General features: G+C 73.2%; 14 protein-coding genes. 3 read left to right on the plus strand and 11 right to left on the minus strand.

Annotated features, from left to right (window positions below):
* Together ftsE and AVP42_RS14500 are read right to left on the minus strand one after the other, a co-directional pair.
* Positions 1-825, minus strand: an 825-nt coding sequence (ftsE, locus tag AVP42_RS14495) for a cell division ATP-binding protein FtsE (RefSeq protein ID WP_067950290.1), incomplete at its 3' end; no start/stop codon positions are given.
* Between the two features lie 82 nt (positions 826-907).
* Positions 908-1447 (minus strand): flavodoxin domain-containing protein, encoded by a 540-nt coding sequence (locus AVP42_RS14500; RefSeq protein WP_067950292.1) that lies wholly within the window; start codon positions 1445-1447, stop codon positions 908-910.
* A gap of 151 nt (positions 1448-1598) precedes the next feature.
* Here AVP42_RS14500 and AVP42_RS14505 point away from each other — a divergent pair, with 151 nt between their 5' ends.
* Positions 1599-2393, plus strand: a complete 795-nt coding sequence (locus AVP42_RS14505) for a gamma-glutamyl-gamma-aminobutyrate hydrolase family protein (protein WP_067950294.1) — start codon at positions 1599-1601, stop codon at positions 2391-2393.
* A 30-nt stretch (positions 2394-2423) separates the two neighbouring features.
* Here AVP42_RS14505 and prfB read toward each other — a convergent pair whose 3' ends face one another.
* The gene (gene prfB / locus AVP42_RS14510; RefSeq protein WP_067950296.1) at positions 2424-3533 is read right to left on the minus strand and encodes a peptide chain release factor 2; all 1110 of its coding nucleotides are present in this window, start codon (positions 3531-3533) and stop codon (positions 2424-2426) included.
* 252 nt (positions 3534-3785) lie between these two features.
* On the opposite strand from prfB, the gene AVP42_RS14515 reads away from it, so the two are divergent.
* Positions 3786-5096 carry an MFS transporter gene (locus AVP42_RS14515; protein WP_067950298.1) on the plus strand — a complete coding sequence of 437 codons (1311 nt, stop codon included), beginning with the start codon at positions 3786-3788 and terminating at the stop codon, positions 5094-5096.
* Positions 5097-5106: 10 nt separating this feature from the next.
* On the opposite strand, the gene AVP42_RS14520 is transcribed toward AVP42_RS14515, so the two are convergent.
* Genes AVP42_RS14520 through AVP42_RS14550 form a run of 8 tightly spaced genes read right to left on the minus strand, consistent with a single transcriptional unit; the run spans position 5107 to position 10380 of the window.
* The gene (locus tag AVP42_RS14520) at positions 5107-5574 is read right to left on the minus strand and encodes a pilus assembly protein TadG-related protein (protein ID WP_067950300.1); all 468 of its coding nucleotides are present in this window, start codon (positions 5572-5574) and stop codon (positions 5107-5109) included.
* Positions 5571-6053 (minus strand): hypothetical protein, encoded by a 483-nt coding sequence (locus tag AVP42_RS14525; RefSeq protein ID WP_067950302.1) that lies wholly within the window; start codon positions 6051-6053, stop codon positions 5571-5573. The genes AVP42_RS14520 and AVP42_RS14525 overlap by 4 nt, the downstream gene beginning before the upstream one ends.
* A gap of 7 nt (positions 6054-6060) precedes the next feature.
* Entirely contained in the window at positions 6061-6465 is a 405-nt protein-coding gene (locus tag AVP42_RS14530) for a TadE/TadG family type IV pilus assembly protein (protein WP_067950310.1), read from the minus strand.
* Complete coding sequence (locus AVP42_RS16770; protein ID WP_197467036.1) at positions 6462-6629, minus strand: hypothetical protein; 168 nt, start codon at positions 6627-6629, stop codon at positions 6462-6464. The genes AVP42_RS14530 and AVP42_RS16770 overlap by 4 nt, the downstream gene beginning before the upstream one ends.
* A gap of 45 nt (positions 6630-6674) precedes the next feature.
* Positions 6675-7622, minus strand: a complete 948-nt coding sequence (locus tag AVP42_RS14535) for a type II secretion system F family protein (RefSeq protein WP_082847312.1) — start codon at positions 7620-7622, stop codon at positions 6675-6677.
* Positions 7610-8467, minus strand: a complete 858-nt coding sequence (locus AVP42_RS14540) for a type II secretion system F family protein (RefSeq protein ID WP_231878648.1) — start codon at positions 8465-8467, stop codon at positions 7610-7612. The genes AVP42_RS14535 and AVP42_RS14540 overlap by 13 nt, the downstream gene beginning before the upstream one ends.
* Before the next feature lie 5 nt (positions 8468-8472).
* Positions 8473-9726, minus strand: coding sequence for a CpaF family protein (locus AVP42_RS14545; RefSeq protein ID WP_067950306.1), 1254 nt, complete (start codon positions 9724-9726; stop codon positions 8473-8475).
* 60 nt (positions 9727-9786) lie between these two features.
* The gene (locus tag AVP42_RS14550; protein ID WP_067950308.1) at positions 9787-10380 is read right to left on the minus strand and encodes a hypothetical protein; all 594 of its coding nucleotides are present in this window, start codon (positions 10378-10380) and stop codon (positions 9787-9789) included.
* 147 nt (positions 10381-10527) lie between these two features.
* On the opposite strand from AVP42_RS14550, the gene AVP42_RS14555 reads away from it, so the two are divergent.
* On the plus strand, positions 10528-11436 hold a 909-nt coding region (locus AVP42_RS14555), incomplete at its 3' end, for a serine/threonine-protein kinase (RefSeq protein WP_157356861.1).

An 11436-nucleotide genomic window follows, 5' to 3' on the forward strand; every position in this document is an offset into this window, starting at 1 on the left:
GGGCGCCGGCTCCGACTGCACGGCCGCGGCGGCGGCCGGCGCGGGCTCGGTCGCGGCATCCGTCGCCGCCTCGGCCGCGACCGCTGCCGCCACCGCGCCGGGAACGCCGTCGGCGTGGATGGGCAGGTCCATGACCTCGTGGCTCAGCGCGTAGCCGGCGCTCCGAGCGTCGCGGACGACCTCGCCCGAGGACAGCTCGATGACCCGGCGCTGCATCTGGTCGACGATGCCGGCCTCGTGGGTGGCCATGATGACGGTCGTGCCGCCGGCGTTGATGCGCTCGAGCAGGGTCATGATGCCGGCGCTCGTCACCGGGTCCAGGTTGCCCGTCGGCTCGTCGGCGAGGAGGATCTGCGGCTTGTTCACGATCGCCCGGGCGATCGCGACACGCTGCTGCTCGCCGCCGGAGAGCTCGTGCGGCATCCGCTTGGCCTTGCCGTCGAGGCCGACCAGCTTCAACGTCTCGGGCACGGCGGTCTGGATGTAGCCGCGCGACTTGCCGATCACCCGGAGCGCGAACGCCACGTTGTCGAACACGTTCTTGTTCGGCAGCAGCCGGAAGTCCTGGAAGACGACGCCGAGGTTGCGGCGGAAGAACGGCACCTTGCGGCTCGAGATCCGCCTGAGGTCCTGTCCGAGCACGTGGATGCTGCCCGCCGTGGGCTTCTCCTCCTTGAGGATGAGGCGCAGGAAGCTGGACTTGCCCGAGCCCGACGCGCCGACGAGGAACACGAACTCGCCGCGCAGGATCTCGACGGTGATCCCGTCGAGGGCGGGGCGGTTCTGCCCGGGGTAGGTCTTGGTGACGGAGTCGAAGCGGATCATCGCGTTCGAGCGTAGGCGGAATCCATCGGAGTTCGGGCAGCGACACCGGAAAACGGCGTGCTCGCGGACGGGTGGAGCCGGTTCAGTGGGGTGTTCCGGCCGACGAGCGCAGGTCGGCGGCGACATGATCGGCCCACGAGTCGATCGCGTGCCAATCGCGGAAGTCGCCCTCGGGCAGCGCGTCGTTCGCGGGCATCCAGCTGACGATGCGATCGGGTCCGCGCAGCTGGTCGACGTCGAGCGCGCCGAAGAACACCATGCGGCCGCGCGGATGGATGCGCGACTCGTACTCCTCGAACTGCTTCGGCTCGGCGGCGACGAGCACGTCGTTGCCGTCGCGGTCGATGCGCTCCGTGCCGAGCGGACCGCTGCTGAACAGCCAGGTCGGCTTCGAGGCGAGCACCCCCGTGTTGCGCTCCACGAAGTTCCGGGCGGCCTTGCGCCACTTGCCCATGTAGGCGGCGCTGCCCACCACGTACGCGTCGTACTCGTCGGGTCGGTCGACGTCGCGGCAGCGGAGCACGTCGACGTGATGCCCCGCGGTGCGCAGCCGTGCGCCGATGCGCTCGGCGATGCCCTCGGTCGCCCCGTACTTGCTCGAATACGCGACCAGCACGCGCATGTCGGTCTCCCCTCACCGCGTCCCCCGACGGCCGACTGCGACGCTACGCTCGCCGGCCTCGGGGACCGAGTGCCGAAGGTCCCGACGCGCCGACCCGGTTCCCGCGACGACGCACGCGGAGTAGCGTGGCCCCCACCGCTCCGGAGGCTCGATGACCGTTCCGCTCATCGGCGTCGTCGCCGATCGCAAGCCCGCCAGCTCCGGCGCGTGGGTCGACATCCCGACCGACGGGCTGCCGCATTCGTACCTGTCGGCCATCGAGCAGGCGGGCGCCGCTCCCCTGCTGTTCCCGGCCCTCGACGTGCACCTCGACGATCCCGGCCGGCTGCTCGACCGGATCGACGGCCTGTTCCTCTCCGGCGGCCGCGACGTCGACCCGCACCTCTACGGGGCCACCCCGCACCCGGCCAACGACGAACCCCTCCGCATCCGCGACGAACTCGAGATCGCGCTGGCCCGGCAGGCTCGCGAGCGGGGCATGCCGGTCTTCGGCGCGTGCCGCGGCATGCAGGTGCTGAACGTCGCCCTCGGCGGCACGCTCGAACAGCACCTCGGCGACCGGGTGGACCTGTCGCCGCATCGCGACGTATACGGCGTGCACACGGCGCACTCGGTCACGGTCGCGCCCGGCACGCTGCTGGACCGCATCACGCGCGACCGCGACTTCGACATCTCGTCGCACCACCACCAGGCCGTGGACCGGCTCGGCGAAGGGCTCATCGCCTCGGCGTCGGCGCCCGACGGGGTCGTCGAGGCGATCGAGACCACGGACGGCGGGTTCTGCATCGGCGTGCAGTGGCATCCCGAGGAACGACTCGAACCGGAGGGGCTCGCCCTCATCCGGGCGTTCGTCGGCGCGGCGCGGGCCTACGCGCAGGGTCGGGCCGACGGTGCGACGGCGGCGCCGATCAGCGCGGCGGCGGCGGTGGTCGAGTCGGCGTCGTGATGAACGGATGCCGCGCGGCATCCGTTCGGATCAGTCGTCGGTCTTGCGCTTGCGCCACTTGATGCCGGCGGCGATGAACCCGTCGAGGTCGCCGTCGAACACCTGGCCGGGGTTGCCGACCTCGTACTCGGTGCGGAGGTCCTTCACCATCTGGTACGGCGCGAGGACGTACGAGCGCATCTGGTCGCCCCAGCTCGCGGTGATGTTGCCCGCGAGCTCCTTCTTCTGGGCGGCCTCCTGCTCCTTCTGCAGCAGGAGCAGCCGCGACTGGAGCACGCGCAGCGCGGCGGCGCGGTTCTGGATCTGCGACTTCTCGTTCTGCATCGACACGACGATGCCGGTCGGGAGGTGCGTGATGCGCACCGCGGAGTCGGTCGTGTTGACCGACTGCCCGCCGGGACCGCTCGAACGGAACACGTCGACGCGGATGTCGTTGTCGGGGATGTCGACCTCCTGCGCCTCCTCCATGAGCGGGATGACCTCGACGGCGGCGAAGCTGGTCTGCCGCTTGCCGGCGGCGCCGAAGGGGCTCATGCGCACGAGGCGGTGCGTGCCCGCCTCGACGGAGAGGGTGCCGAACGCGTACGGGGCGTCGATCTCGAAGGTGGCGGACTTGATGCCCGCCTCCTCGGCGTAGCTCGTGTCCATCACGGTGGCGTTGTAGCCGTGCTTCTCGGCCCAGCGCAGGTACATGCGCATGAGCATCTCGGCGAAGTCCGCGGCATCCACCCCGCCCGCGCCGGCGCGGATGGTGATGACGGCGGGCCGCTCGTCCCACTCGCCGTCGAGCAGCGTCTGCACCTCGAGGTCGCCGACGGTCTTCTGCAGCGACGCGAGTTCGGCGCGCGCCTCGGCGGCGGATTCCTCGTCGTCGGCCTCGCGCGCGAGCTCGATGAGCACCTCGAGGTCGTCGAGTCGCGACTCGATGCTCGTGATGCGCGTGAGCTCCGACTGGCGGTGGCTGAGCGCGCTGGTCACCTTCTGCGCGGCCTCGGGGTCGTCCCACAGGTCGGGCGCGCCCGCCTGCTCGCTGAGGCGCGCGATCTCCGCCTTCAGGGCGTCGACGTCGACGACGGCACGGATGTCACGGAACGTGGAGCGCAGCGCGGCGATCTCCTGCGAGAGGTCAAGATCCAACATGGCCTCCCCAGCCTAGTGGGCGGCGCGGGGAGGGGCCTGCGCGCGTGCTCGCCGCCGGTCCGGCGCGCGCCGGTGCCGGCGCCCCGCCGGACGCGCGAGTGCGCGAGTGCGCGGGTGCGCGACGAGTGCGCGGCCTCGGAGGCACGCGCTCGTCGCGCATCCGCGCGCTCGTGAGGAGTGGCGCGTCCCAGGGCGCCGGGGCGGGAGGAGCGCCGGGTCGACGGAGGGGCACGCGGGCATACGATCGGTCGGGTGACCTCCGACACCGCGCACTCGTTCTCGTGGCGGTCGATCGTCCTCCCCGCGTACCTGCCGACGCTGCTGTTCTCGCTCGGCGAGGGGGCGCTGATCCCCGTCATCCCGGTCGTGGCGACCGAGCGCGGTGCCTCGCTCGCCCTCGCGGGGCTGATCGCGGCGATGCTCATGGTGGGCGAACTCGTCGGCGACCTGCCCGCGGGCTGGCTCGTGGCGCGCATCGGCGAGCGCGCGGCGATGATCGGGGCGGCGGTGCTCGCGTCGGCGGGCACGGTGCTCGCGCTGCTCGTGCCGACGACGTGGGCGCTCGGGATCGGCGTGTTCCTGCTCGGGCTCGCCACGGCCGTGTTCGGGCTCGCCCGGCACGCGTTCCTCACGAGTTACGTGCCGGCCCGCGTGCGGGCGCGGGCGCTGTCGACGCTCGCGGGCGTGTTCCGCGGCGGGTGGGCGATCGGTCCGTTCCTCGCGGCGGGCATCATCGCGTGGACGGGGTCGTCCGCGGCGGTGTTCTGGGTGCTCGTGGCCGCGTGCGCGGCGGTCGTGGTCGTGCTGCTCGTGCTGCCCGACCCCGAGCGGGTGTTCGGTGCGGCGATCCGGTCGCGCGCGGCATCCGCGAACCCTGGCCCCGACGGCCAGACGGATGCCGCGCACGGCGTGTGGCGCGCGATCGTCACGCATCGCGGCGTCCTCGCCCGCATCGGTACGGGCGTGGGCGTGCTCGCGGCGATCCGGGCGAGCCGCACGGTGATCGTGCCGCTGTGGGCGGTGTCGATCGGCATGCGACCGGATGCCGCGGCGCTGGTGATCGGCATCGCCGCGACGGTCGACTTCGCCCTCTTCTACGTCAGCGGGCACGTGATGGACCGGCACGGACGCCTCTGGAGCGCGATCCCGGGTCTCGTGGGCCTCGCCGCCGGGCACTTCGTGCTCGCGGTGACGCATGACGTGCCGGGTGCGATCGCCTGGTTCACCGCGGCGGCCATCATGCTCGGGCTCGCGAACGGGCTCTCCTCGGGGGTGATCCTGACCGTCGGCGCGGATCTCGCGCCGAAGGCGAACCCCGCGCCGTTCCTCGGCGCCTACCGCACGATCGCCGACGCCGGTCAGGCGGCCGCGCCGCTCGCGGTGGCGGCGGTCACGTCGGCGGTGTCGATCATGGCCGCGAGCGCGACCATGGGCGTCGTCGGCCTCGTCGGCGCGGTGATGCTGTGGCGCTGGATCCCGCGCTACGTACCCGTCAGGCCGCGGCATCCGTCGCCCGCCGACGCCGACCGCGACGAGGGTTGGACGCCCGCCGCCGACACCTGAGCCCCCGCGGTCAGTGGAAGACCGAGCGGGCGTCGGCCGTGACCTCGATCGGCACGGTGAGCGGCGTGAACTCGGAGTGGATGGGCGCGTGCCAGGTGGCGCGGAGGGTGACCGTCGCGCTTCGGCCGTCGGCGGAGCCCGCTCGGACCAGTTCGAGGCCGCGCAGCGAGTGGGCGGCGTCGCCGAGGTACCCGGATGCCACGGCGCGGACGCGCGCGTCGTCGAGCTCGTACGTCAGGCGGTCGCCGTCGATCCGCACGTCCTCCAGTCGCCACGACTCGGCGGCGGCCAGCGCCGCACCGTCGGCGAGGGTGAAGAGCCGCTTCCGCTCGAGGTACAGCGAGGTCGCGGAGACGACCACGAGCACGAGGGCGAGCGCGAGGACGCCGTAGAAGATGGTGAGCAGGAGGGTCGAGCCGTCCTCCTCGGCGAACCGACTCCTCGTCGCCGGCCGCCGCGTGCGCGTCGTCCGCGTCATGACGGCCCGGTGAAGCGGGAGACCGTGTGCGTGGCGATCCCGTCGAGCTGCACCGTGCCGATGGCGCTCCCGGCGAGCGCCTGCGGGACGAGCGGCAGGGCGACCGCCGCGCTCACGCGGACCGTGATGCGGGTGCCCGGTTCGTCGCACGCGGCGGAGCACTCGACGGCGACGGTGGCGGCGCCGGCGTCGATCCCGTAGTCGGCGAGCACCACGCGCACCGTGCGCTCGACGGATGACGCAGACGCACCGTCATCCGTCTGCAGCACCGCGATGCGGGCCGCCTGCCTCGCCGCCCCCTCGACGCCGAGCGCGGCCGCCTGGATGGAGGCGAGCGCGAGCACGAGGTAGACGAGCGGCACGAGGAGAATCATGCCGACCGTGAGGAACTCGAGCGACGCCGAGCCGTCGTCGCCGGCGAACCGCGGCCGCAGCCGCCGTCGCAGGGCGTCGGAACGTGCACCCGGCGATGCGAGCACACTTGGCTCAGTCGACCGTCTCGACAGGGGCATGGCCCGTCACCTCCAGCGCGCGTTCCGGTCCGAGGAGTCCGACGACCGGGAGGGTCGTGCGGACCGTGACCGCGATCGCCGTCGCGCCGCCGACGTTCGTGGTCGTCGCGCTGACGTCGCCGGCGTAGTCCGCCGCGATCGCCGCGCCGATGAGCGCCCGGGTGCGTTCGACGCCGGCCGCGGGCGACGAGCCCGCGAGGGCCGCGTAGCGGGCTCCCTCGGCGGCTGCGTCCAGCACGGTGTTGCGGACGTGGAGGGCGAGGGCGAGCTGCACCACCGCGAGCACGAGCGCGGTGAGCAGCACGCCGACGAGCGAGAACTCCGCGACGGCCGAGCCGCGTTCGTCGCGGAGTCGCGCGGCGAACCCGCGGGTCGTCAGAAGCCGGTGACGCGTCCGATCGCCTGGTCGAACACCCCGCTGAGCGCCGGTCCGGCGAGACCCCAGATGAGGATCACGAGTCCGGCCGTCATGAGGGTGATGAGCACCCAGCCGGGCACGTCGCCTCGGTCGTCGGTCAGGCGTCGACGGAGCGTTTCGATCATGCGGGGTCCTTTCGCGGTGGGCGGATCGGGTGGCGAGGCGGCGCATCAGAAGCCCGCCTGGAGGACGAGGTAGCCGGGGAACAACGCGAAGGCGATGGTGACCGGCAGGATGAGGAACACGAGCGGCACGAGCATCGCGATCTCCTTGCGGCCGGCGAGCTCGATGATGCCGCGCTTGGCTTCGGCGCGTGCGTCGCCGGCCTGCGCGCGGAGCACCGCAGCGAGCGGTGCACCCCGGTCGAGCGCGCCGAGCACCTGGTCGAGCGCGCGCGCCAGCCCGGGATGCTCGAGTCCGTCGCGCAGGTCGGCCAGCGCGACCTGCAGCGGGACCCCGGCGCTCACCGCCGAGACGACCCCGGCGAACTCGGCGGGCAGCTCCCCCGATCCGGCGCGGGCGACGCGGCGCAGGGCGTCGAGCATGCCCTCGCCGGCGGTGAGGCTCAGCGTGAGGAACTCGAGCATGGTCGGCAGCTCGGACGAGATGCGGGTGAGCCGACGGCGCGCCGCCCGCTGGAGGATCCAGTCGCGAGCGACCGCTCCGGCGGCACCGAACAGGACGGGCAGGAGCGCTCGGACGACCGGCGGCGCCGCGACGAGCGCCGGTGCGAACAGCGCGAGCGCCGCGCCGAGCGCGAAGGCCCCACCCGCCCATGCGAGCTGTTCACCCCGGAAGCGCTCGACCGTGGCCGTGGAGCCGGCCTGGCGCAGGCGCCTGGCGATCGTGTCGTTGCCGCCGAGGACCGTCGAGAGGACGCCGCGGAGGCGCCGGGCCGCGGGGAGGACCAGGAGTCCGAGCACGCTGCCCGGATCGGCAGCGGGCCGTGCCCGCATGGCGCGGGCCTCGGCCGAGAAGTCGGTGATGTACGGCGCCACGCGGTCGACCAGCCGGGGGCGACCGAGCCGCGGGGCGGAGGCGACGACGAGCCAGAGCCCGAGGCCCAGCACGGCGCCGAGCGCGACCGAGACGGCGGGCGCGGCGCTCAGGTGAACCATCGGCGCTCCTCTGGGAGACGGCCGAGGCCGATCATGAGTCGGTACGCGATGAGCGTGACCCCGACGCCGCACAGGATGAGTGCCGAGCCCGCGGCGGAGTCGTAGGCGCGCAGCGTCTCCGGTCGGCTCGCGAGCACGAGCAGGAGGAGCCACGGAGCCGCCACGCCGAGCCGGGCGGCGTTGCGGATCCACGACTGTCGCGCGCTCACCTCGGCGCGCACCGCGGCATCCTCGCGCAGGTAGACGGCGAGTCCGCGGAGGACGGCGGTGAGGTCAGTGCCGCCGACCTCGCGGGCCATGCGGAGGGTCTCGAGGATGCGGTCGGCGGTCGGGTCGGCGAGTCGCGCCTTGAGCGTGTCCACGGCGCCGCCGAAGTCCCCGGTGCGGCGGAACTCGTCGTCGAACGAGGCGAACGCTGCCCGCGTCACCGCCGGGCCGAGGTCGCCCAGCGCGCCGATGCTGTCGGGCAGCGACATCCCGGCGCGCACGCTGGCGACGAGGTGATCGACGACGTCGGGCCAGACCGCCCGATTGCGGATGCGGCGCCGGTTCGCGCGGGCGCGGATCACGACCGGAAGCAGCAGGAGGCCGAGGACGCCGCCGACCACGGCGAGCATCGTCACGCCGAAGACGGCCTGGCCGAGGGCGGCGCCCACGACGGCGAGCACGAGGGTCACGGCGAGCACGGCCGGGATGGGTGCACCGGGCACGCCGGCGAGCGCGAGTTCGTCGGCCAGCGCCGAACGCCGACGTGTCGGAAGGGTGGCCTCGCCGCCGCGAGGAGAGGGCCACAACAGCGGCGAGACCACGAGGAGCAGGCCGACGCCGAGCGTCGCACCGAGCATGAGGCTCACGCCGCGACCTCGCCGGCGTCGAGGACCACCGCGGGATCGAAGCCCGCGGCGGCGTACTTCTCGAGTCGGGCCGGGCGGATGCCGGTCGCGACGAGGGCGTGCGAATGCGGATCGAGCCGGAAGATCGGCTCGGCGTCGACGCCGGCGCCGGTGGTCGCGCCGGTGGTCGCATCGATCGACGCGACCCGGCGATGACCACGGCGGTCGATGGTGAGGTGGACGACCAGGTCGACGCAGGTCGCCACCGTCGGAACGACGAAGGCGGAGTCGATGTTGCGGCCCGCGAGCAGCGGCAGCGTGCACAGCTTGGCGAGGGCGTCGCGCGCCGAGTTGGCGTGTATCGTGCACATGCCGGGCAGCCCGGAGTTCAGCGCGATGAGCAGGTCGAGGCTCTCTGCTTCGCGCACCTCGCCGACGATGAGCCGGTCCGGTCGCATGCGGAGGGCCTCCTTGATGAGGCGGCGGAGGGTGATCTCGCCGGTCCCCTCGAGGTTCGGCTGCCGGCACTGCATCGCGACGAGGTCGCGCACGTCGAGGTCGAGCTCGAAGGTCTCCTCGACCGTGACGACGCGCTCCCCGGCTCGGGCGCCCGACATGAGGGCGTTGACCATCGTGGTCTTGCCCGTGTGTGTCGCGCCGGAGACCAGGATGTTCGCGCCGGCGAGCACGCTCATCCGCAGGAACTCGGCGGCGGGGCGCGTGAGCGACCCGAGTTCGACGAGCTGACCCAGCGAGCGGATCCGCTGTTGGAACTTCCGGATGTTCACCGCCCAGTGCGAGCGCGTCACATCCGGGATCGCGACGTGCAGCCGGGACCCGTCGGGCAGGGACGCGTCGACGAACGGCGACGAGAGGTCGACGCGGCGCCCGGAGTGCTGCAGCATCCGCTCGACGAGGTCGCGCACCTCGCGGTCGGACAGCACGACCGTCGTCAGCTCGGGCACGCCGGCCCGGGCGACGAACACGCGCGTCGGCGAGTTGATCCAGATCTCCTCGACGGTCGGGTCGTCGAAGAACGGCTGCAACGGCCCGTACCCGGTGATGGAGGCCACGACCTCGCGTGCCGCGTCGCGCTCGTCGACGAGCGGGGCATGGGCGCCGGCGAGCGCACGCTCGGAGTAGCGCTGCACCTCCTCCGCGACGTAGCGCGAGGCGAGTCCCTCGTCTCGTGCGAGGTCGACGCCCTCGCGCAGCACCCGACCGCGCACCCGCTCGGCGATGGTGCGCACGGGATCGGATATGAGCACCATCTTGGAGAGCCGCGGAGATCGGCCCCGGAAGTTATCCACACTGGGGCCGGCGGACCGCGCTCAGCGGAGCGGATTCTCCATGCCGGCGGGGTGGTGCGCGACGGCGAACGCGTACGCCACCTTGAGCAGGAACAGCGCCGCGGCAACGAGCAGCAGGAGCGGCGCGACATCCGTCATCGCCCAGATCACCACGCCGGCGAGGCCGAACGCGAGCACGAGACCGCCGACCGGCTGCTGCAGCCGCGACCCGTGCAGCAGGTTCACGGCCGACGCCCCCACGAGCGTGTACGTCGTGACGGCGAGCGCGAACCAGAACCCCTCGCCCAGCGCGAGCGCGATGACCGCCAGGTGCCAGTGCACGGCGATGAACACCCACCGGTTGCGCGGCCGCTCGGCGTAGTACCGATCGGTACCGCGCGTGAAGTTCGCGACCGCGCCGCAGCAGATGTCGGCCACGAGCAGCACCGCGATCACGGCCCGCCACCACGCGACGTCGGCGAGCGACTCGGCACCCGCGAGGCACACGACCGCGGCGAGCGCGAGCCCGCCGACGACCATGAGCGCGAGCTCGACGGGCGACTGCACCTCGCCGAACACGTCGTGCAGCGCCTTCGGCATCCGGATGTCGCGCACCCGCGACGCACGGCTCGTCATGCCGCGAGGCTACCGCCCGGCGCCGCCCGGCGCCGCCCAGCGCCGCCCAGCGGGCGGACCTTCCCACACCGGCTCCGTCGCCGCAAGCCCGCGAGACCGCACCCCCGACGGCGGTACCGTCGGCGTGGTGCCGCAAGGAAGACCTCGATGAACACGCCTCCCGCCCTGGTCGCCGACCGCTATCGCCTCGTGCAGCTGATCGGCAGCGGCGGCATGGGCGTCGTCTGGCACGCGTGGGACGAGCGCCTCGAGCGCACCGTCGCCCTGAAGCTGCTGCGCACCCAGCCGGAGCTCACCGACGAGGAACGCGAGGTCACCACCAAGCGGGCCATGCGCGAGGCGCGGATCAGCGCCGGCCTGCACCATCCGCACGCCGTGCCGGTGTTCGACGTCGTCGAGCACGAGGGCCAGCCGTGCATCGTCATGCAGCTCATCGAGTCGACGCCGCTGTCGGCGCTGCTGCAGGAGCACGGCACCTTCACGCCGCAGCAGACCGCGCGCGTCGGCGCCGAGATCGGCTCGGCACTCGCCGCCGCGCACCGCCGGCGCATCGTGCACCGCGACGTGAAGCCGGGCAACATCCTGATCCGCGAGGACGGGTCGGCGCTGATCAGCGACTTCGGCATCGCGCAGGCGCTCGGCGACACCACGATCACCGCGACCGGGCTCGTGCACGGCACGCCCGCCTACCTGGCACCCGAGGTGGCGCGCGGCGAACCGTCCAGCTTCGCCTCCGACGTGTTCTCGCTCGGGTCGACGCTCTACGCGATGCTCGAGGGCGGTCCGCCGTTCGGCACCGACCAGAACGCGATCGCCCTCCTGCACCGCGTGGCACAGGGCGACGTCCCGGTGGCCGAGCACGCCGGACCGCTCGAGCCGGTGCTGCGCGAGATGCTCGCGGCCGACCCGAAGCAGCGTCCCCGGATGTCCGTGGTCACCCAGCGCCTCAGCGACCTCGCCCAGGAGCTGGCGACGGATGCCGCGGAGCCGGCGGATCGCGACGAGCCCGCCGCGCCGACCGTGCCGCTCGCCGGCGCCGCCGCCGGGGCGGCCGCC

The organism is Agromyces sp. NDB4Y10 (genome assembly GCF_001620055.1).
Lineage (GTDB): Bacteria > Actinomycetota > Actinomycetes > Actinomycetales > Microbacteriaceae > Agromyces > Agromyces indicus.

Excerpts from the sequence above, each read along its gene's own strand:
- AVP42_RS14535 (WP_082847312.1), bottom strand. The coding sequence starts at position 7,622 with ATGGTTCACCTGAGCGCCGCGCCCGCCGTCTCGGTCGCGCTCGGCGCC.
- AVP42_RS14540 (WP_231878648.1), bottom strand. The coding sequence starts at position 8,467 with ATGCTCGGTGCGACGCTCGGCGTCGGCCTGCTCCTCGTGGTCTCGCCG.
- AVP42_RS14550 (WP_067950308.1), bottom strand. The coding sequence starts at position 10,380 with ATGACGAGCCGTGCGTCGCGGGTGCGCGACATCCGGATGCCGAAGGCG.
- AVP42_RS14520 (WP_067950300.1), bottom strand. The coding sequence starts at position 5,574 with ATGACGCGGACGACGCGCACGCGGCGGCCGGCGACGAGGAGTCGGTTC.
- AVP42_RS14545 (WP_067950306.1), bottom strand. The coding sequence starts at position 9,726 with ATGGTGCTCATATCCGATCCCGTGCGCACCATCGCCGAGCGGGTGCGC.
- prfB (WP_067950296.1), bottom strand. The coding sequence starts at position 3,533 with ATGTTGGATCTTGACCTCTCGCAGGAGATCGCCGCGCTGCGCTCCACG.
- AVP42_RS16770 (WP_197467036.1), bottom strand. The coding sequence starts at position 6,629 with ATGATCGAAACGCTCCGTCGACGCCTGACCGACGACCGAGGCGACGTG.
- AVP42_RS14505 (WP_067950294.1), top strand. The coding sequence starts at position 1,599 with ATGACCGTTCCGCTCATCGGCGTCGTCGCCGATCGCAAGCCCGCCAGC.
- AVP42_RS14500 (WP_067950292.1), bottom strand. The coding sequence starts at position 1,447 with ATGCGCGTGCTGGTCGCGTATTCGAGCAAGTACGGGGCGACCGAGGGC.